At 72.4% G+C, this 19885-nt stretch carries 16 protein-coding genes; 2 read left to right on the top strand and 14 right to left on the bottom strand.

The window, feature by feature from the left end:
* Positions 1-3: 3 nt before the first annotated feature.
* The 11 genes from BLU55_RS04425 to BLU55_RS04375 all read right to left on the bottom strand — a co-directional run bounded on the left by BLU55_RS04425 (position 4) and on the right by BLU55_RS04375 (position 11982).
* Positions 4-996 carry a helix-turn-helix transcriptional regulator gene (locus BLU55_RS04425; RefSeq protein ID WP_091733397.1) on the bottom strand — a complete coding sequence of 331 codons (993 nt, stop codon included), beginning with the start codon at positions 994-996 and terminating at the stop codon, positions 4-6.
* Positions 993-1973 (bottom strand): helix-turn-helix transcriptional regulator, encoded by a 981-nt coding sequence (locus BLU55_RS04420; protein WP_091726534.1) that lies wholly within the window; start codon positions 1971-1973, stop codon positions 993-995. The genes BLU55_RS04425 and BLU55_RS04420 overlap by 4 nt, the downstream gene beginning before the upstream one ends.
* 8 nt (positions 1974-1981) lie before the next feature.
* Complete coding sequence (locus BLU55_RS04415) at positions 1982-2941, bottom strand: FKBP-type peptidyl-prolyl cis-trans isomerase (RefSeq protein ID WP_157682729.1); 960 nt, start codon at positions 2939-2941, stop codon at positions 1982-1984.
* A gap of 2 nt (positions 2942-2943) precedes the next feature.
* Positions 2944-4305 carry a Pup--protein ligase gene (gene pafA, locus BLU55_RS04410; RefSeq protein WP_091726529.1) on the bottom strand — a complete coding sequence of 454 codons (1362 nt, stop codon included), beginning with the start codon at positions 4303-4305 and terminating at the stop codon, positions 2944-2946.
* 34 nt (positions 4306-4339) lie between these two features.
* The gene (prcA, locus tag BLU55_RS04405; protein WP_091726527.1) at positions 4340-5134 is read right to left on the bottom strand and encodes a proteasome subunit alpha; all 795 of its coding nucleotides are present in this window, start codon (positions 5132-5134) and stop codon (positions 4340-4342) included.
* Between the two features lie 67 nt (positions 5135-5201).
* Positions 5202-6032, bottom strand: coding sequence for a proteasome subunit beta (gene prcB / locus BLU55_RS04400; RefSeq protein WP_091726525.1), 831 nt, complete (start codon positions 6030-6032; stop codon positions 5202-5204).
* A gap of 4 nt (positions 6033-6036) precedes the next feature.
* Entirely contained in the window at positions 6037-6240 is a 204-nt protein-coding gene (locus BLU55_RS04395) for a ubiquitin-like protein Pup (protein ID WP_091726524.1), read from the bottom strand.
* Between the two features lie 44 nt (positions 6241-6284).
* Positions 6285-7793, bottom strand: coding sequence for a depupylase/deamidase Dop (dop, locus tag BLU55_RS04390; protein WP_091726522.1), 1509 nt, complete (start codon positions 7791-7793; stop codon positions 6285-6287).
* Between the two features lie 144 nt (positions 7794-7937).
* On the bottom strand, positions 7938-9680 hold the full coding sequence (gene arc / locus BLU55_RS04385; protein WP_091733396.1) for a proteasome ATPase: 1743 nt from the start codon (positions 9678-9680) through the stop codon (positions 7938-7940).
* 131 nt (positions 9681-9811) lie between these two features.
* Complete coding sequence (locus tag BLU55_RS04380; RefSeq protein ID WP_091733394.1) at positions 9812-10723, bottom strand: tRNA (adenine-N1)-methyltransferase; 912 nt, start codon at positions 10721-10723, stop codon at positions 9812-9814.
* A gap of 80 nt (positions 10724-10803) precedes the next feature.
* Complete coding sequence (locus tag BLU55_RS04375; RefSeq protein WP_157682728.1) at positions 10804-11982, bottom strand: site-2 protease family protein; 1179 nt, start codon at positions 11980-11982, stop codon at positions 10804-10806.
* 54 nt (positions 11983-12036) lie between these two features.
* Between BLU55_RS04375 and BLU55_RS04370 the strand changes: the two genes are divergently transcribed.
* Positions 12037-12942, top strand: a complete 906-nt coding sequence (locus BLU55_RS04370) for a RecB family exonuclease (protein WP_091726521.1) — start codon at positions 12037-12039, stop codon at positions 12940-12942.
* Here BLU55_RS04370 and BLU55_RS04365 read toward each other — a convergent pair.
* The gene (locus tag BLU55_RS04365) at positions 12923-13585 is read right to left on the bottom strand and encodes an HAD family hydrolase (RefSeq protein ID WP_091726519.1); all 663 of its coding nucleotides are present in this window, start codon (positions 13583-13585) and stop codon (positions 12923-12925) included. The genes BLU55_RS04370 and BLU55_RS04365 overlap by 20 nt on opposite strands.
* 8 nt (positions 13586-13593) lie before the next feature.
* Positions 13594-17331 carry a methionine synthase gene (metH, locus tag BLU55_RS04360; protein WP_091726518.1) on the bottom strand — a complete coding sequence of 1246 codons (3738 nt, stop codon included), beginning with the start codon at positions 17329-17331 and terminating at the stop codon, positions 13594-13596.
* An 81-nt stretch (positions 17332-17412) separates the two neighbouring features.
* On the opposite strand from metH, the gene BLU55_RS04355 reads away from it, so the two are divergent.
* Positions 17413-18261 (top strand): PAC2 family protein, encoded by an 849-nt coding sequence (locus BLU55_RS04355; RefSeq protein ID WP_091726516.1) that lies wholly within the window; start codon positions 17413-17415, stop codon positions 18259-18261.
* 343 nt (positions 18262-18604) lie between these two features.
* Here the strand turns inward: BLU55_RS04355 and mshC are convergent, their stop codons facing one another.
* Positions 18605-19873 (bottom strand): cysteine--1-D-myo-inosityl 2-amino-2-deoxy-alpha-D-glucopyranoside ligase, encoded by a 1269-nt coding sequence (gene mshC / locus BLU55_RS04350; RefSeq protein ID WP_091726515.1) that lies wholly within the window; start codon positions 19871-19873, stop codon positions 18605-18607.
* Positions 19874-19885 lie beyond the last annotated feature (12 nt).

The raw sequence follows: 19885 nt of genomic DNA, 5'->3' as shown, positions 1-19885 counted from the left end.
GCCTCAGCCGCGGTAGAGCTCCGAGGCGGCTGCTGCCGTGCGCCGCACCTGCTCGCGCAGCGCGGCGGGCTCGACGACGTGGACGGCGGTGCCCAGCCGCAGCGCGAGCCGGACCAGCCAGCGCGGGTCCCCCACGCGCATCCGCACCTCGAGCCGGCCCTCGCCGAGCTCGGTGACCGCCTCGACCGGGTGGTAGTCGGCCACCCAGCGGGCGTGGCGCTCCAGGTGCAGCACCGCGGTGACGTCGTCGGGTCCCGGGGCGAAGGCGCCGGCCGAGAGGTCGCGCTTCTTGAGCCGCCGTCGCGCGCGGGGCTGGCCCAGCACGCCGACGTCCTCGACCCGGTCGAGGCGGAACAGCCGGCGCCCCCCGGCCAGGTAGCACCAGGCGTCGAGGTAGTCGTGCCCCTCGCGGGCCAGCACGGCGATCGGGTCGACGACCCGGTCGGTGGTCTCGTCGCGGGCAGGGACGTAGTAGCGCAGCCGGACCGCCCGGTCGGCGTCGATGGCCTCGCGCAGCGTGGCGACGTGGGCGGCGGAGGAGCCGCCCTCGGGCAGGTGCACCTCGACGACCGGCGGCACCGTGCCCGCCGCGGTCGCGGTGCCGAGCTTGGCCAGCACCCGGTCGACGACCTCGTGCGAGGACGTCGCGTCGTCGCCCGCACCCGCGCTGCCGGCCTCGCGCAGCGCCTGCAGCGCGACGATGAGCGCCGCGGCCTCGGAGCTGCCGAGCCGGACCGGGCGGGCGAGGAAGTCGGCGTTGTCGATGCGGACCACCCCCTCGGGGTCGTCCTCGATCGCCTCCATGTCGACGTCGATCATCCGGTCGGGGGTGAGGCCGGGCAGCCCGCACATCCACAGCACCCGCAGGTCCTGGCGGATCTGGTCGGGCGTGACCCCGAAGACGTCGGCGACCTGGGCCAGCGAGACCGACTCCTGGCGCTGGAGGTAGGGCACCAGCGCGAGCAGCCGCGAGACCTGGTCGCGGGCCGAGCTCACCACGAGTCCCCCGCGAGGGCGAGCAGCCGGTCGCGGACCAGCGTGCGCAGGTCGGCGGGCGACTCGACGACCACCGCGTCGGCGTACCCCAGGAGGTCGCCGGCGACGTCCTCGCGCGAGCCGTAGCGCAGCGCCAGCCGGTCCCACTCGTCTCCCCCGTCGGGGCCGGTGACGCCGGTGGCCGTCACCTCGGCGCTGCGGCGCAGGCCGACCGCGGCGCCGGTGCGGGCCAGCACCACGGCCGTGTGCTCGGGCTGCACCGGGGTGAGGGAGCCCGAGAGCGCGCGCAGGTCGGTGCCGGGCGGGACGGTGTAGGAGCCCGGGGCGCCCTCGACGACGACCGCCGAGTCGACCCGGCTGAGCCGGAACATCCGGGGTCCGCCGCGGTCGAGGTCGTGCCCCACGACGTACCACCGGCCCTGGGCGGTCACCACGCCCCACGGCTGCACGTGGCGGGTGCTGCTGCCCTGCTGACCGGCGCGGCGGTAGTCGAAGCGGACCGGGGTGCGCTCCACCGTGGCGCGCCACATGTCCTCGAAGGCCGGCTCCTCGGCGGCGAGGGTCGGCTGCACGCGGTCGAGCTGCTCGCGGTCGAAGCTGAGCCCGGCGGCCCGCAGCTTGACCAGGGCGTCCGAGGTCGCGGACGCCAGCCCGGCGTGGCGCCACACCCGCGCCGCGAGGCCCAGCACCGCCACCTCCTCGGCGCTGAAGTCGACCGGGGGCAGCTCGAAGGCGTCCCGCTTGATGCGGTAGCCCTGCTCGTCCTCGAAGAACTTGTCGACGTAGCCGGTCTCCAGCGGGATGCCGAGGGCGCGGAGCTCGTCCTTGTCGCGCTCGAACATGCGGTCGAAGGCCTCCGTGCTGCTCTCCCGGTAGGGCTCCATGAGCTCGCGGATCTGCTCCTTGGTGGTGTAGTTGCGCGCCACCAGCAGCAGGATCACCAGGTTGAGCAGCCGCTCGGACTTGGGGTTCGCCACGCCGAGCCTCAGCCGACGCCCAGGACGTCGATGACGAACACGAGCGTGGAGCCCGCCGGGATGTCGTCACCCTGCGCAGCCTTGCCGTAGGCGAGCCCGGGCGGGCAGACCAGCAGCACGCGCGAGCCCTCGGTGACCCCGACCAGGCCCTGGTCCCAGGCCTTGATGACCCGGCTGAGCCCGATCGAGAAGGTCGCCGGGTCGCCGTCGTAGGACTGGTCGAACGGCTTGGTGGCCTTGGGCGACCAGACCTGTCCGAGGTAGTCGACGCTGACGCGGTCGGCGGCCGCGATGGCCGGGCCGTCGCCCTTCTCCAGGGTGATCACCTGCAGCTTGGTGGGCTTCTTGCCCTTCGGCATCGTGATCGAGACCGGGACACCGCCCTTCTCCACGACCCGGGGCGCGTTGCGCGGCGGCGTGACGGCCGTGCCGTCGGGGCCGTCGAGCACGTCGGTGGGGTCGGTCGAGAGCACGTCGGCGACGATCACGACGGGGTCACCGCCCTTGATGCCGATCTGGGGGTTGCCGTTGGCGCCGTAGGTGTCGTCGGAGGTCGAGGCCACCACCACCCGGCTGCCGGCCTTCTGGCCCACCAGGGCCTTGACCACGGAGGGGAAGATCTGCTGGCTGCCCAGCGCCACCTCGATCGGCGCCTGGCCCTTCGAGGCGGTGCTGACCGCGGTCTTGCCGGTGCGGCCGTCGACCAGGGTGAGCTGCAGGATCGCCGTCGAGGCGTTGCCGACGGTGTCGCCGTCGCCCTCGGAGGTGGTCCAGGACTCGCTGGTGGAGACCTCGAGCGGCGCGTCCACGGTGACCTCGGGCTCGGCACCGAAGTCGCCGCTCACCTCGACGGCGCTGCGCACCTCGGGCGAGGACTCCTGCTGGTCACCGTCGGAGCCGCCGCCCCCGCAGGCGCTGGCGACCGCCAGCAGCAGGGCACACGTCAGCACGGCAGTGGGGCGACGCAACGTCACATTCCCTCGATCAGTCGTTCCACCCGCTCGTCGGCGGCGCGGAAGGGGTCCTTGCACAGCACGGTGCGCTGCGCCTGGTCGTTGAGCTTGAGGTGCACCCAGTCGACGGTGAAGTCGCGACGCCGCTCCTGGGCCTTCTTGATGAAGTTGCCGCGCAGCCGCGCACGCGTGGTCTGCGGCGGCACGGACTTGGCACGGAAGGTCGCGAGGTCGTCGGTCACCCGGGTGACCGCCCCGCGCTTCTCCAGCAGGTAGTAGAGACCGCGGTCGCGGTGGATGTCGTGGTAGGCCAGGTCGAGCTGGGCGATCCGCGGGTGACCCAGCGGCAGGCCGTGCTTGAGGCGGTAGCGCTCGATGAGCTTCCACTTGATGACCCAGTCGATCTCGCGGTCGACCAGCGAGAGGTCGCCGGAGTCCACGGCCTTGAGGCTGCGCTCCCACAGGTCGAGGACCTGGTCGATGACCGGCGTGCGGAGCTCGCGGCGGTCGACGAAGTCGCGAGCCCGGGAGAGGTACTCCCCCTGGATCTCGAGCACGCTGGCCTCGCGGCCGTTGGCCAGGCGCACCTTGCGCTGCCCGGTCATGTCGTGGGAGATCTCGCGGATCGCCCGGATGGGGTTCTCCATGGTGAGGTCGCGCATCACCACGCCCTCCTCGATCATCCGCAGCACGAGGTCGCAGCTGGCCACCTTGAGCAGGGTGGTGGTCTCGCTCATGTTGGAGTCGCCCACGATGACGTGCAGCCGGCGGAAGCGCTCGGCGTCGGCGTGCGGCTCGTCGCGGGTGTTGATGATCGGCCGCGACCGGGTGGTGGCGCTCGAGACGCCCTCCCAGATGTGCTCGGCACGCTGGCTCACGGAGTACGTCGCGCCGCGCGGCGTCTGGGTGACCTTGCCGGCCCCGCAGATGATCTGGCGGGTCACCAGGAACGGGATCAGGACGTCGGCGAGGCGGCTGAACTCGCCGTGCCGGCTGACCAGGTAGTTCTCGTGGCAGCCGTAGGAGTTGCCGGCCGAGTCGGTGTTGTTCTTGAACAGGTAGACGTCGCCCGAGATGCCCTCGTCGCGCAGCCGGCGCTCGGCGTCGACGAGCAGGCCCTCGAGGATCCGCTCCCCCGCCTTGTCGTGGGTGACCAGGTCGACGACGTCGTCGCACTCCGGGGTGGCGTACTCGGGGTGGCTGCCGACGTCGAGGTAGAGCCGGGCGCCGTTGGCGAGGAACACGTTGCTGGAGCGGCCCCAGCTGACCACCTTGCGGAACAGGTAGCGCGCGACCTCGTCGGGGGACAGCCGTCGCTGCCCCTTGAACGTGCACGTGACGCCGTACTCGTTCTCGATGCCGAAGATTCGCCGGTCCACACCGACACACTATGTGGCGGCCCCGAAGTTGCGCTCAGGGCGCGACGGGAGGTTCCTCGCCGGGTGAGATCGAGGGCGCCGTCGGCGCCGGGTCGCCCCCGTCCGCGGCACCGTCCGCGGCACCGGCCGCGGGCTCCGGGGCGAGCAGCCCGGTGAGGGTCGCGGCCGTGAGCCGCTTGAACTTGCGCTCCTGGAAGCGGGTGCGGTCCAGGACCGCCACCTCGAGGTCGCCGGCGGGGATGGTGCGGTCGCCGCTGTCGTTGTGGCCCAGCGCCGCCACGGTGAGCCGCAGCGCCTCGTCGCGGCTCAGCCCGGGCTGGTAGCGCTCGCGCAGGTAGGTGGTGACCGACTCCGCGGCACCGCCCATGACGGCGTAGTCGTGCTCCTCGACGACCTGGCCGTCGAAGGTGAGGCGGAAGACCTGGTCGTCGGAGACCGCGTCGCCCACCTCGGCGACGAAGATCTCGATCTCGTAGGGCTTCTCGCCGCCGCTGGAGAAGATCGTGCCGAGCGTCTGGGCGTAGGCGTTGGCCAGCCCGCGGCCCGTCACGTCACGCCGGTCGTAGGAGTAGCCGCGCATGTCCGCCAGCCGCACCCCGGCGATGCGGAGGTTCTCGAACTCGTTGTAGCGCCCCACGGCGGCGAACGCGATCCGGTCGTAGATCTCGCTGACCTTGTGCAGGGCCGCCGAGGGGTTCTCCGAGACGAACAGGATGCCGTCGGCGTAGCGCACCACGGCCACCGAGCGACCGCGGGCGATGCCCTTGCGGGCGAAGTCGGCCCGGTCCTTCATCAGCTGCTCGGGCGAGACGTAGAACGGCATGCTCATGCGGGGGTACCTCCGTCGGGGCGGGCGCTGGCCGGGGCCAGGTCGTCGGTGGGGCCGGTCGGGACGCTCACAGCAGGGCGGCGGCCGGGCCGTCGGGCCGCTGCATCCGCCCGGCCACGACGCGGTCGGCCACGACGGCGACCTCGTCCTGGGTGAGGCGGACGTGCCCGTCGGCGGTGATGACCGAGACGATCGGGAAGATCCGGCGGGCCAGGTCGGGGCCGCCGGTGGCCGAGTCGTCGTCGGCGGCGTCGTAGAGCGCCTGGACCACGGCCGTCACGGTCTGGTCCTGGGTCAGGTCGTCGCGGTAGAGCTTCTTCAGCGCCCCCCGGGCGAACACCGAACCGGAGCCCACCGCGTGGAAGGCGGTCTCCTCGTAGCGTCCGCCGGTGACGTCGTAGGAGAAGATCCGGCCGATCTCGTGGGCGAGGTCGAAGCCCGCGAAGAGCGGCACCACGGCCAGGCCCTGCATCGCCAGGCCGAGGTTGTTGCGGATCAGCGCCGAGAGCCGGTTGGCCTTGCCGTCCATCGAGAGCGTGGTGCCCTCGATCTTCTCGTAGTGCTCGAGCTCGGTCTGGAACAGCCGGACCATCTCGATGGCCAGCCCGGCGGTGCCGGCGATGCCGACCGCGGAGTACTCGTCGGCCGGGAACACCTTCTCGATGTCGCGCTGGGCGATGACGTTGCCCATGGTGGCGCGGCGGTCGCCGGCGATGACGACGCCGCCGGCGAAGGTGGCGGCCACGATCGTGGTGCCGTGGGGCGCCAGCGTCGAGGCGTCACCCGCCGGGACGGCGCGGCGCGAGGGCAGCAGGTCGGGGTTGACGGACGCGACGAACTCGGCGAACGAGGACGTGCCCGGGGTCAGGTAGGCCTGGGGAAGTCGGGCGTCGTTCACCGGCTCACTGACCGCCCTTCTGGATGAAGGACTTCACGAAGTCCTCGGCGTTGGTCTCGAGCACGTCGTCGATGTCCTCCAGGATCGCGTCGATGTCGTCGTCGAGCTGGTCCTTGCGCTCGCTCACCGACTCCGCGGGAGCCGGAGCGCCGTCGACCGGCTCCTCCTCGTCGTGGGACTTGCGCGGCTGCTTGTGCTCCTGAGCCATGCGGACCTCCTGGGGTGACGTGCTGGTGTCCCGACCCTATCGAGTCAGCGTGCGGTGAGCTCCTCGAACAGGCCCGTGGCGGTGGCGTGGCGGTCGAGGAGCTGACCGACGTGGGCGCGGGTGCCGCGCAGCGGGTCGATGGTGGGCACCCGCTGGAGGGACTCGTGGCCGGGCAGGTCGAAGATGACCGAGTCCCACGAGGCGGCCGCGATGTCGTCGGGGTACTGCGCCAGGCAGCGCCCGCGGAAGTAGGCCCGGGTGTCGGTCGGCGGCTCGTGCATCGCCTGCTCGACCGCGGCGTCGTCGACCAGCCGCTTCATCCGGCCCAGCCGCACCAGGCGGTGGTAGAGCCCCTTCTCGGGGCGCAGGTCGGCGTACTGCAGGTCGATCAGGTGGAGCTTGGCGTGCGACCAGTCGAGGCCGTCGCGGCTGCGGTAGGACTCCAGCAGCTTCAGCTTGGCCACCCAGTCGAGCTCGTCGGCGAGCTCCATCGGGTCGCGCTCCAGCGTGGTCAGCACCCGCTCCCAGCAGGCCAGCAGGTCCTTGGTGGGCTGGTCGGGCTGGCCGCCGCGCCGCTCCTGGACGTAGCGGTGGGCGAGGTGGAGGTACTCCCACTGCAGCTGGATCGCAGTCATCCGGCGGCCGTCGCCGACCTCGAGCAGGTGGGTCAGGCTCGCGTCGTGGGAGACCTGCTTGAGCGAGGCCACCGACCGCGACACCCGCAGGTCGGTGGTGACGAAGCGGTCCTCGATCATCGAGAGCACCATCGCGGTGGTGCCGACCTTGAGGTAGGTCGAGGTCTCGGCGAGGTTGGCGTCGCCGATGATGACGTGGAGGCGGCGGTACTTCTCCGGGTCGGCGTGCGGCTCGTCGCGGGTGTTGATGATGGGCCGCTTGAGGGTGGTCTCCAGCCCCACCTCGACCTCGAAGAAGTCGGCGCGCTGGCTCAGCTGGAAGCCGTCCTCGCGACCGTCCTGGCCCCGCCCCACCCGACCGGCCCCGCAGAAGACCTGTCGGCTGACGAAGAACGGGGTCAGGTGGCGCACGATGTCGCCGAAGGGCGTCGAGCGGCGCACCAGGTAGTTCTCGTGGGCCCCGTAGGAGGCGCCCTTGTTGTCGGTGTTGTTCTTGTAGAGCAGCAGGTCGCCCTCGCCGCCGACCGAGGCGAAGCGCGCGGCGTCGAGCGCCACCTGCTCCCCCGCCTTGTCCCACAGCACGACGTCCATCGGGTTGGTGCACTCGGGCGCGGAGTACTCCGGGTGGGCGTGGTCGACGTAGAGCCGGGCCCCGTTGGTGAGGATGATGTTGGCCAGCCCGAGGTCCTCGTCGGTCAGCTGGCTGGTGTCGGCGACCTCGCGGGCCATGTCGAAGCCGCGGGCGTCGCGCAGCGGCGACTCCTCCTCGAAGTCCCAGCGGGCGCGGCGGGCCTTGAGGGTGGAGGAGGCGTAGGCGTTGACCAGGCGGGTGCTGGCCACCATCGGGTTCGCGTGGGGGTGCCCCTGGACCGAGATCCCGAACTCCGTCTCGGTGCCCATCACCCGACGGACGCTCATCGGGTCCTCGCAGTCACGATCACGTGTTCGACCCTACGGGGCGGCACCGACCGTGGTGGTCGTCGCCGCCCCGCGGGGGCCGAGCCGACTCTGCGCGGGGCGCGCGGAGACCTGGGGGCCGCTGAGCAGGTGCCGGGCGGGCGCTCAGAGGTACTGGCCGGTGTTGGCCACGGTGTCGATGGACCGGCCGGGCTCGGTGCCCTGCTTGCCCGTGATGAGCGTGCGGATGAACACGATCCGCTCGCCCTTCTTGCCCGAGATCCGCGCCCAGTCGTCGGGGTTGGTGGTGTTGGGGAGGTCCTCGTTCTCCTTGAACTCGTCGACGCAGGCCTGGAGCAGGTGCTGCACCCGCAGGCCGCGCTGGTCGAGGTCGAGGAGGTCCTTGATCGCCATCTTCTTCGCGCGGTCGACGATGTTCTGGATCATGGCGCCGGAGTTGAAGTCCTTGAAGTAGAGGACCTCCTTGTCGCCGTTGGCGTAGGTCACCTCGAGGAAGCGGTTCTCCTCGGTCTCGGTGTACATCCGCTCCACGGTCGCGCGGATCATCCCGGCCACGGTGGCGTCGCGGTCGCCGCCGAACTCGGCCAGGTCGTCGGCGTGCAGCGGCAGCCGGGCGGTGAGGTACTTGGAGAAGATGTCGCGCGCCGACTCGGCGTCGGGGCGCTCGATCTTGATCTTCACGTCGAGCCGGCCCGGCCGCAGGATCGCGGGGTCGATCATGTCCTCGCGGTTGGAGGCGCCGATCACCAGGACGTTCTCGAGCAGCTCGACGCCGTCGATCTCGCTCAGCAGCTGCGGGACGATGGTGTTCTCCACGTCGGAGGACACCCCTGAGCCGCGGGTGCGGAACAGCGAGTCCATCTCGTCGAAGAACACGATGACGGGCGTGCCCTCGGAGGCCTTCTCGCGGGCCCGCTGGAAGACCAGCCGGATGTGGCGCTCGGTCTCCCCGACGTACTTGTTGAGCAGCTCGGGGCCCTTGATGTTGAGGAAGTAGGACTTCCCCTCCTGGCCGGTCTTGGCCGCGACCTTCTTGGCGAGGCTGTTGGCCACGGCCTTGGCGATGAGCGTCTTGCCGCAGCCGGGCGGGCCGTAGAGCAGCACGCCCTTGGGCGCCTTGAGCTCGTGCTCGACGAACAGGTCGGGGTGGAGGTAGGGCAGCTCGACCGCGTCGCGGATGGTCTCGATCTGGCCGAAGAGGCCGCCGATGTCGCTGTAGTCGATGTCGGGCACCTCCTCCAGGACGAGCTCCTCGACCTCGGACTTGGGCACCTTCTCGTAGACGTAGCCCGACTTGGAGTCGAGCAGCAGCGAGTCACCGGCACGCAGCTTCTGCTCGCGCAGCGGCTGGGCCAGGCGCACCACGCGCTCCTCGTCGGCGTTGGCGATCACCAGGACCCGGTCGCCGTCGGCGAGCAGCTCCTTGAACATCACGACCTCGCCGACCTGCTCGAACTCGAGCGCGGCCACGACGTTGAGGGCCTCGTTGAGCATGACCTCCTGACCGCGGGTCAGCTCGTCGAGCTCCACGGTGGGGCTCACGGTCACCCGCAGCTTGCGGCCGCCGGTGAACACGTCGACCGAGTCGTCCTCGTTGCGCTGCAGGAACGTGCCGAAGCCGGTCGGCGGCTGCGCGAGCCGGTCGACCTCCTCCTTGAGCGTGATGATCTGGTCGCGGGCCTCGCGCAGGGTCGAGGCGAGGCGCTCGTTCTGCGAGGTCACCGCGGCCAGCGAGCGCTGGGTGTCCACGAGCCGCTGGTCGAGGGCCCGGCTGCTGCCCGGGGCGTCGGCGAGCCGACGCCGCAGCTCGACCACCTCGGCCTCGAGGAACGCGACCTGGTGGCGCAGCTGGGCTGCGCTCTGGCTGTTGTCCGTCGGGTCGGGCATCGCGACCACCTCCGTGAAGGTTCCTGGACTTCGACCCTACTGCGCGGTGGTGACCGGGGAGGTGCGTGTGCGACGTACGACACGGACGGATACGCAGTCGTGACCTGGCGGTCGCGGCAGCGGCCCCGCGCTCACTCCAGCTCGGTGGGCGCCAGGCCGGCGGGACGCGGGCCGTCGTAGTCGGTGCCGTAGGCGCCCGGGGCGGGACGGCGCTGCTTGCGCGGCGCCGGGTTGCCGGGGGCCATCCGGCGGGCGGTGACCAGGAAGCCGGTGTGGCCGTTCATCTTGTGGCCGGGGCGCACGGCCAGGCCCTCGACGTGCCAGTCGCGCACGAGCGTCTCCCACGGCTGCGGCTCGGTGAACTCGCCGTGGGCGCGCAGGGTCTCCACGACGCGGCCCAGCTGGGTGGTGGTGGCGACGTAGGCGACCACGATGCCGCCGGGGGTGAGGGCCTCGGCCACGACGTCGACGCACTCCCAGGGCGCGAGCATGTCGAGCACCACCCGGTCGACGGTGCCGGGCGCCTCGTGGCGGCCGAGCTCCTCGACCAGGTCGCCGACCGTGAGCGTCCAGGCCGGGTGGTCGGTGCCCTCGGGGGCGCCGAAGAACTGGCGGACGTTGCGCTGGGCGACCTCGGCGAACTCCGGGCGGCGCTCGAAGGAGCCGAGGTGGCCGGTCGGGCCGACCGCGCGCAGCAGCGAGCAGGTGAGGGCGCCGGAGCCGGCACCGGCCTCGACCACGCGGGCGCCGGGGAAGATGTCGGCCATCGCCACGATCTGGGCGGCGTCCTTGGGGTAGACCACCGCCGCGCCGCGGGGCATCGAGACCACGAACTCGCTCAGCAGCGGGCGGAACACGAGGTACTGGCCGCCGTTGGTCGAGGTCAGGGTGAAGCCCTCGTCACGGCCGATCATGTCGTCGTGGAGCAGCCCGCCCTTGTTGGTGTGGAAGGTCTTGCCGACCTCCAGGCAGATGTTGTGGCGCCGGCCCTTGGCGTCCACGAGGCGGATCCATTCGCCCGCGCGCAGCGGGCCGCGGCGCACGCCGGACCAGTCGGGCGTCTCGCCGACGGGGTCGGCCGCCTCGGGGGTGGCGGGATCGGTCGGGGTGTGCGGCTGCTCGGTCACGTGCGGGCGTTCTCCTCGAAGGCACGGTCGACGTCGGTGGTGGCCAGGAGGCCGAAGATGGTGCCGTCCGGCTCGACGAGGACGTACTCCTCGGCCGGGGTGCTGGCCATGGCCCGCACCAGGTCCTCGCCGGTCAGGTCGGCCGGCAGCACCAGCCCGGCCTCGGCGCTGCGGGCCACGGCGCTGACCGGGACCCAGGGGCGGCGCTCCTGGGGGGTGGCGGTGAGGGCCTTCTCGCTGACGACGGAGGTCAGCCGCTGCTCGCGGTCGTGGACCACGATGCCGCCGGCGCCGGCGTCCTGCGCGCGACGCACCGCCTCCGCGACCGAGAGGTCGTCGGGCACGGCCACCACGCGCCGGGCCAGGGGCCGGGCCTGCAGGGCGGGCAGCCGGCGCCGCAGCCGGGCGCTGACGAGCGAGGCCGTCGAGCCGGACCACAGGAAGGTGGCGATGATGAAGGCCATCAGGTAGTCGAAGACGTCGGTCGGCAGCAGCAGCAGCTGGCGCGCCACCAGCGGCCACAGCAGCACCAGCGCGGCCGCGACCCGACCGCCCCAGGCGGCGGCGATGGTGCCGCGGTGCATGTTGCCCGAGAGCCGCCAGACCAGGGAGCGCAGCACCCGGCCGCCGTCGAGCGGCAGCCCGGGCACCAGGTTGAGCACGCCGACCACGAGGTTGGCGCCGGCCAGGCCCTCCACCGCCAATCGCAGCAGGCCGTCGGGGGTGACGGGCACCAGCACCAACGCGACCAGGCCCACGGCGATCGAGGTCAGCGGCCCCACGACGGCGACCATGAACTCCTGGCCGGGGGTCTTGGTCTCGGAGTCGATCTCGGTCGCGCCGCCCAGGAAGTGCAGCGTGATCGAGCGCACCCCTAGGCCGTAGCGCTGGGCGACCACCGCGTGGCTGATCTCGTGGAGCAGCACCGAGAGGTAGAGCAGCACCGCGAAGGCGACGCCGGCGACGTACTTCAGCGCGCCGAGGCCGGGCTGCACCTGCTCGATCCGCGGGGCCAGCAGCACGGCGATGAGCAGCGCCACGAGGAGCCACGAGGAGCGGACCAGCACGTCGACACCGACGACGCGGCCGATGCGCAGCGTCCCCGGGGGGTACGCCGCGCGGCGGGCGGGTCCGCCCGGGCGGTCGCTCCCGGGCTCGGTCCCCTGCGTCGTCACCCCGCCACGCTAGCGTGCCCGGTGAGCGTCGGACCCGGCGCCTACTGTGGCGCCATGTCCTCGACGCCCCCGTCAGGGGCCCCACCCGCGGCCCCGAGCGGCACCGCGGCCGACGCCGCGACCGAGGCCCGGCCGCAGCTGGGCACGCCGGTCGACGGCGTCGACGTCCTGGGCTCGCTGTCCCCCAGCCGCGCCGCCGACTTCCGCTCCTGCCCGCTGATGTTCCGCTTCCGCACCATCGACCGCCTGCCCGAGCAGCCCTCGCCGGAGGCGGTGCGCGGCACCGTGGTGCACCAGGTGCTCGAGGACCTCTTCGACCTGCCCGCCCCCGAGCGCACGCCCGAGCGCGCGCTGGAGATGGTGCCCGGCGCCTGGGACGCCGTGCTGACCAGGGAGCCCGAGCTCGCCGCGGTCTTCGAGGACGGCTCCGCCGCGTCGTGGCAGGACGCCTGCCGCGGGGCGCTGCGCACCTACTTCGAGCTGGAGGACCCGCGACGGCTGGAGCCGGCCGAGCGGGAGCTCTACGTCGAGGCGCTGCTCGACTCGCGGCTGCTGCTGCGCGGCTTCCTCGACCGGCTCGACGAGGCGCCCGACGGGGCGCTGCGGATCGTGGACTACAAGACCGGGCGGGCGCCCTCGCCCGGGTTCGAGGCGCGGGCGCTGTTCCAGCTGCGGTTCTACGCCCTGGTGCTGTGGCGCACCCGGGGCGTGGTGCCGCGCGAGCTGCGGCTGATCTACCTCGGCGACGGCCAGACGGTCAGCTGGTCGCCGGACGTCGAGGACCTCCTCGCCACCGAGCGGCTCGTCGAGGCGGTCTGGCGCGCCATCGAGCACGGCCACCGCACCGGGGAGTGGCTCCCCCAGCCCGGGTTCGCCTGTCGGTGGTGCTCCTTCCGCGACCTGTGCCCGGAGTACGGCGGCACCCCGCCGCCGCTGCCCGCTAGGCCCGCAGCGGGCTGAGCAGGTCCACGAGGTCGCCGGGTCCCACGCCCACCAGGGTGGGGTGCTCGACGCGACGGGGCCCGGCGGGCACCTCGACCTGGCTGGGCACCACCAGCACCTGGCAGCCGGCGGCCTCGGCGGCGGTCGTGCCGGTCGGCGAGTCCTCGATGGCCACGGCACGCTCCGGCGGCACGCCGACCAGCTCGGCCGCCCGCAGGTAGGGCTCCGGGTGGGGCTTGCCCCGGGTCACCTCGTCGCCGCACACGACCACGTCGAAGCTGTCCGGTGGCAGCGCCGCCAGGACCGGCTCGACGAAGCGCCGCCAGGAGGCGGTCACGAGCGCGCACGGGACGCCCTGCGCCCGCAGCCCGGCCAGCAGGTCGCGGGCGCCGGGGCGCCACGGGATCTCGCGCTGGACCATGGCCACGACCCGGTCGAGCAGCTCCTCGAGGATCTGCTCGGGGGTGCGGTCGATGCCCATGTGCTCGGACATGTAGGCCGTGGACTCGGTGAGCGCGCCGCCCAGCACGGCGTGGGCGTGGGCGTCCGACCAGGTGCCGCCCCACCGCTCGGCGATGGCGAACTCGCACTCGATCCAGTAGGGCTCGGTGTCGACCAGGGTGCCGTCCATGTCCCACAGCACCGCCTCGGGGAGCGTCATCGGGGCGCTCAGTCCTCCGGGTCGTAGCCGAGGTTGGCCGAGAGCCAGCGCTCGGCCTCGGACACCGACCAGCCCTTGCGCTCGGCGTACGACGCCACCTGGTCGCGGCCGAGCCGGCCCACCACGAAGTACTGGGACTGCGGGTGGGAGAGGTACCAGCCGCTGACCGCGGCCCCCGGCCACATCGCCATCGACTCGGTGAGCGTGATGCCCGTGGACTTCTCGACGTCGAGCAGGTCCCACAGGGTCAGCTTCTCGGTGTGCTCCGGGCAGGCGGGGTAGCCGGGCGCGGGCCGGATGCCGGCGTACTGCTCCTTGAGCAGCTCGTCGTTGTCGAGGTCCTCCTCGGGCGCGTAGCCCCACAGCTCGGTGCGGACCCGCTCGTGCATCCGCTCGGCGAACGCCTCGGCCAGCCGGTCGGCGAGGGACTCCACGAGGATCGCGCTGTAGTCGTCGTGCTCGGCCTTGAAGGCCGCGACCCTGTCCTGGCTGCCGAGGCCGGCGGTGACCGCGAAGGCCCCCACGTGGTCGGCGAGGCCGGACCCGAGGGGTGCGACGTAGTCGGCCAGCGACCGGTTGGGCACGCCCTCGCGGTGGTCGCCCTGCTGGCGCAGGTGGTGGAGCACGGTGAGGACCTCGCTGCGGTCGTCGTCGGAGTAGACCACCACGTCGTCGCCGTCGGAGGCCGCGGGGAAGAAGCCGACGACGCCGTTGGCGGTCACCCACTTCTCGGCGATCATCGCGTCCAGCATCACCTGGGCGTCCTCGTAGAGCTTGCGGGCCACCTCGCCGGTCGCCGGGTTGTTGAGGATGTCGGGGAAGCGCCCCTTCATCTCCCAGGCGTTGAAGAACGGCTGCCAGTCGATGTAGTGCCGCAGCTCCGCGAGGTCGTAGTCCTCGAAGACCCGGGTGCGCCTCCCCTGGGCCAGCATCGCCGGCACGGGCGGGACGTACGACGACCAGTCGACCGGGGTGCGGCGCTCGCGGGCGTCGTCCAGCGAGATCAGCTTGCGGTCCTGCTTGGAGGCGTGACGCTCGCGCAGCGAGGCGTAGTCGGCCTCGGTGTCGGCGAGCAGCTTGCCGCGCCGCTCCTCCGAGAGCAGCGCGGCCGCCACCGGGACCGACCGCGAGGCGTCCTTGACCCAGAGCACGGGGCCGTCGTAGCGCGGGGTCACCTTGACCGCGGTGTGGGCGCGCGAGGTCGTCGCGCCGCCGACGAGCAGCGGGATGGTGAACCCCTGGCGCTGCATCTCGGTCGCCATGGTGACCATCTCGTCGAGCGAGGGCGTGATCAGACCCGAGAGACCGATGATGTCGGCGTCGACCTCGCGGGCGGTGTCGAGGATCTTCTGCGCCGGCACCATCACGCCGAGGTCGATCACCTCGTAGTTGTTGCACTGCAGCACGACGCCGACGATGTTCTTGCCGATGTCGTGCACGTCGCCCTTGACCGTGGCCATGACGATGGTGCCGTTCTTGGTCTCGGCGTCGCCGGGCTGCTTCTCGGCCTCGATGAAGGGGATGAGGTGGGCCACGGCCTTCTTCATGACGCGAGCCGACTTGACCACCTGCGGCAGGAACATCTTGCCGGCGCCGAACAGGTCGCCCACGACGTTCATCCCGTCCATCAGCGGGCCCTCGATGACCTCGATGGGGCGGCCGCCGCGGGCGGAGATCTCCAGGCGGAGCTCCTCGGTGTCCTCGGTGACGTGGGCGTCGATGCCCTTGACCAGGGCGTGGGTGATCCGCTCCCCCACCGGCAGCGAGCGCCACTCGAGCACGGCCGCCTCGGCCTGCTCCCCGGAGCCGCGGTGGGCCTCCGCGACCTCGAGCAGCCGCTCGGCGGCGTCGGGGCGACGGTTGAGCACGACGTCCTCGATGCGGTCGCGGAGCTCGGCGTCGACCTGGTCGTAGACGACCAGCGCGCCGGCGTTGACGATGCCCATGTCGAGGCCGGCCTGGATGGCGTGGAAGAGGAAGACCGCGTGGATCGCCTCGCGCACCGGGTTGTTGCCCCGGAAGGAGAACGACACGTTGGAGATGCCGCCGGAGACCTTGGCGCCCGGGAGGTTGGCCTTGATCCAGCGGGTGGCCTCGATGAAGTCCTGGCCGTACGCCGCGTGCTCCTCGATGCCGGTCGCGAGGGCGAAGACGTTGGGGTCGAAGATGACGTCCTCGGCCGGGAAGCCCTCCTGCTCGACGAGGATGTCGTAGGCGCGCGCGCAGATCCGCTTGCGGCTCTCGAGGTCGGCGGCCTGGCCGTCCTCGTCGAAGGCCATCACGACCACGGCTGCGCCGTGCTTGCGGCACAGCCGGGCGTGCTCGCGGAAGGGCTCCTCGCCCTCCTTGAGGGAGATCGAGTTGACGATGCACTTGCCCTGGACGCAGCGCAGGCCGGCCTCGATGACCTCCCACTTGGAGGAGTCGACCATCACCGGCACGCGGCTGATGTCGGGCTCGCCCGCGACCAGCTTGAGGAAGCGGTCCATCGCGGCGACGCCGTCGATCATGCCCTCGTCCATGTTGACGTCGATGACCTGCGCGCCGTTCTCGACCTGCTGGACCGCCACGGCCAGCGCGGCGTCGTAGTCGCCGTCCTTGATGAGGTTGCGGAACTTCGCCGAGCCGGTGATGTTGGTGCGCTCGCCGACGTTGACGAACAGCGAGTCCTCGGTGATCGCGAAGGGCTCCAGCCCGCTCAGCCGCATCGCCGGGGCGGCCGGCTCGAAGCGACGCGGCGCCCGGCCCTCGACGGCCCGGGCGATGGCCCCGATGTGGGCCGGGGTGGTGCCGCAGCAGCCGCCGACGAGGTTGACCAGGCCGGCGTCGGCGAACTCCTCGAGGATGGCGGCGGTCTCCGCGGCGGCCTCGTCGTACTCCCCGAAGGCGTTGGGCAGGCCGGCGTTGGGGTAGGCGTGCACGAAGGTGTCGGCCACCCGCGAGAGCTCGGCCAGGAAGGGGCGCATCTCCTTGGCGCCGAGCGCGCAGTTGAGGCCGACGAGCAGTGGCCGGGCGTGACGCACGGAGTTCCAGAACGCCTCGGTGGTCTGGCCCGACAGGGTGCGGCCCGAGGCGTCGGTGATGGTGCCGGAGATGATGACCGGCCAGCGGCGGCCGAGGTCCTCGAAGACGGTCTCGACGGCGAAGATCGCGGCCTTGGCGTTGAGGGTGTCGAAGATGGTCTCGACGACGAGCACGTCGCTGCCGCCGTCGAGCAGGCCGCGCGTCGCCTCGGCGTACGCCTCGACGAGCTGCTCGAAGCTGACGTTGCGCGCGCCCGGGTCGTTGACGTCGGGGCTGATGGAGGCGGTGCGGCTGGTGGGGCCGAGCGCGCCGGCGACGTAGCGCGGGCGGTCGGGGGTGGCCTCGGTCCAGCGGTCGCAGGCGGCGCGGGCCAGCCGGGCGGACTCGAAGCACAGCTCGTAGGCCAGGTCGGACATGCCGTAGTCCGAGAGCGAGATCGCGTTGGCGTTGAAGGTGTTGGTCTCGACCAGGTCGGCACCGGCCTCGAGGTACTCCTCGTGGATGGCCCGGATGATGTCGGGAGCGGTGATGCTCAGCAGGTCGTTGTTGCCCTGCACGTCGGAGGGCCAGTCGGCGAACCGCTCACCGCGGTAGCCCGCCTCGTCGGGCCGGTCGCGCTGGATCGCCGTGCCCATGGCGCCGTCGACCACCAGGATGCGCTCGGTCAGCGCTGCACGGAGGTCCTCCGTGCAGTCCGGTCGGTGGAACGTCGTCTCAGCCACCTGTCAAGGGTACGGAGGTCGCGCAGCGCGCCCCGACGGGATACCGGATCCTGACACCCGGCCGCGGACTAGGGTGAGGCGATGATCGAGCTCGAGGACGTCCCCCACCTCGTCGACCCCGTGATGATCGCCGCCTTCGAGGGCTGGAACGACGCCGCGGGCGCCGCCACCGGCGTGGTCGACCACCTCATCGAGGTCTGGGACGCCGAGGTCGTCGCGGTGATGGACCCCGAGGACTTCTACGACTTCCAGGTCAACCGGCCCATGATCGGCACGACCGACGAGGGCATGCGCCGGATCACCTGGCCCTCGACGCAGCTCTACGTCGCCCGCCCGCCCGGCTCGCACCGCGACGTCGTGCTGCTGCGCGGCATCGAGCCCAACATGAAGTGGCGCCAGTTCTGCGCCGAGCTGCTCGCCACCGCCGACGACCTGGGCGTCTCCCTCGTCGTCACGCTGGGCGCGCTGCTCGCCGAGACGCCCCACACCCGTCCGATCCAGGTCAGCGGCACCGCGACCGAGCTCGACCTCGAGGACCGGCTCAAGCTCGAGCCCGCGACGTACGAGGGGCCGACCGGGATCGTCGGGGTCTTCCAGGACGCCTGCCAGCGCCTCGACGTGGCCGCGGTGTCCTTCTGGGCGGCGGTCCCCCACTACCTGCCGCAGCCCCCGTGCCCCAAGGCCACGCTGGCGCTGCTGGGCCAGGTCGAGGACCTGCTCGAGACCAGCATCCCGCTCGGCGACCTCCCCGAGGACAGCCGCGCCTGGGAGCGCGGCGTCGCCGAGCTCGCCGAGGAGGACGAGGACGTCGCCGACTACGTCCGCAACCTCGAGGAGAGCCAGGACACCGCCGAGCTCCCCGAGGCCAGCGGCGACGCCATCGCCCGGGAGTTCGAGCGCTACCTCAAGCGCCGCGACGACCCGAGCTGAGCCGAGCCGACCGGGGAGCACGCCGACCGGGCGATTGCAGCACGCCCCACGACGCTGACCGGGCGATTGCAGCACGCTCCGGACCGCCGAGCGGGCGTTTGCAGCACGCCCCGGACCGCCGAGCGGGCGTTTGCAGCACGCCCCAAGGCGGCGACCGGGCGATCGCAGCACGGCCCGCGCTGCTGCCGGCGTACGACCGTCGCCCGCTCGGCGTGATCAGGCGTGCGGCAATCGCCCGCTCGGCGCGCTCAGGCGTGCTGCGATCGCCCGCTCGGCGTCCCCCGGCGTACGCCGATCGCCCGCTCGGGGTGCTCAGGCGTGCGCTGATCGCCCGCTCGGCGGGTCAGAGGCGGACGCCGAGGGCGGCGTCGACGAGGGCCGTGACGACCTGCCCCGCGCCGGGCTCGGTGTGGTCACCGGCGTCCGTGGCGGCGGCCCAGGCGTCGATCACCCGGAGCGCACCGGGGGCGTCGAGGTCGTCGGCGAGGCGGGCCAGCGCGTCGGTGACGACCGGCCCGGTGGGGGCGCCGGCCTCGGCGGCCGCGGCCCGACGCCAGGCGTCGAGACGGGCGGTCGCGGTGTCGACGTCGGCGGCGTCCCACATCCAGTCGCTGCGGTAGTGGTGGCCGAGCAGCAGCAGCCGGACCACCATCGGGTCGAGACCGGACTCGCGCAGCTTGCTGACCAGGACCAGGTTGCCCTTGGACTTCGACATCTTCTCGCCGTCGAGGCCGACCATGCCGGCGTGGACGTAGGCGTGGGCGAAGCGGCTGCCGGGCTCGACGGCCTGCGCCTCCGAGGCGCTCATCTCGTGGTGGGGGAAGACCAGGTCGCTGCCGCCGCCCTGGACGTCGATGGGCCCCAGGGTGGCGCTGTCGAGGTGGTGGCGGGCGATGGCGGAGCACTCGACGTGCCAGCCGGGACGGCCGCGGCCCAGCGAGGACTCCCACGCGGGCTCGCCGTCGCGCTCGGCGCGCCACAGCAGGCAGTCCAGCGGGTCCTTCTTGCCCGGGCGCTCGGGGTCGCCGCCGCGGTCGGCGAAGACGGCGAGCATCTGCTCGCGGGTCCAGCCGGACACCGACCCGAAGGCCGGGTCGCTGGTCACCTGGAAGTAGACGTCGTCGGCGACCTCGGGGCTCTCCGAGGCGACCTCGTAGGTGCTGCCGGCGGCGCGCAGCTGCTCCACCATGTCGACGACCAGCGGGATCGCCTCGACGGCGCCGACGTAGGCGTCGGGCGGCAGCACCCGCAGCGCCTCCATGTCGGTGCGGAACAGCTGGGTCTCGCGCTCGGCCAGGGCGACCCAGTCCTCGCCGGTCGCGGCCGCCCGCTCGAGCAGCGGGTCGTCCACGTCGGTGACGTTCTGGACGTAGCGGACGTCGTGGCCGGCCGAGCGCCAGGCGCGCTGCAGCAGGTCGAAGGCGACGTACGTCGCGGCGTGCCCGAGGTGGGTGGCGTCGTACGGCGTGATGCCGCAGACGTACATCCGGGCGGTGCCACCGGCCGGCACGCTCTCGCGGGGCTCCCCCGTCGCACTGTCGTGGACCCTGACCTCCGGTCCTCGGGCTCCCGCGGGGAGCTGTCCTGGGCCGGGAGAGGTCCACGCACGCATGGGGTGAGGGTA

It is taken from the genome of Nocardioides scoriae (genome assembly GCF_900104965.1).
Lineage (GTDB): Bacteria > Actinomycetota > Actinomycetes > Propionibacteriales > Nocardioidaceae > Marmoricola > Marmoricola scoriae.
The sequence above is the reverse complement of the archived record's forward strand: the minus strand, read 5'-3'. Positions and strand labels throughout refer to the sequence as shown.

What these genes read in the sequence shown, in the direction of transcription:
- prcA (WP_091726527.1), bottom strand. Translation starts at nt 5,134, where the DNA reads ATGAGCATGCCGTTCTACGTCTCGCCCGAGCAGCTGATGAAGGACCGG.
- BLU55_RS04395 (WP_091726524.1), bottom strand. Translation starts at nt 6,240, where the DNA reads ATGGCTCAGGAGCACAAGCAGCCGCGCAAGTCCCACGACGAGGAGGAG.
- dop (WP_091726522.1), bottom strand. Translation starts at nt 7,793, where the DNA reads ATGAGCGTCCGTCGGGTGATGGGCACCGAGACGGAGTTCGGGATCTCG.
- arc (WP_091733396.1), bottom strand. Translation starts at nt 9,680, where the DNA reads ATGCCCGACCCGACGGACAACAGCCAGAGCGCAGCCCAGCTGCGCCAC.
- BLU55_RS04370 (WP_091726521.1), top strand. Translation starts at nt 12,037, where the DNA reads ATGTCCTCGACGCCCCCGTCAGGGGCCCCACCCGCGGCCCCGAGCGGC.
- BLU55_RS04365 (WP_091726519.1), bottom strand. Translation starts at nt 13,585, where the DNA reads ATGACGCTCCCCGAGGCGGTGCTGTGGGACATGGACGGCACCCTGGTC.
- BLU55_RS04355 (WP_091726516.1), top strand. Translation starts at nt 17,413, where the DNA reads ATGATCGAGCTCGAGGACGTCCCCCACCTCGTCGACCCCGTGATGATC.
- mshC (WP_091726515.1), bottom strand. Translation starts at nt 19,873, where the DNA reads ATGCGTGCGTGGACCTCTCCCGGCCCAGGACAGCTCCCCGCGGGAGCC.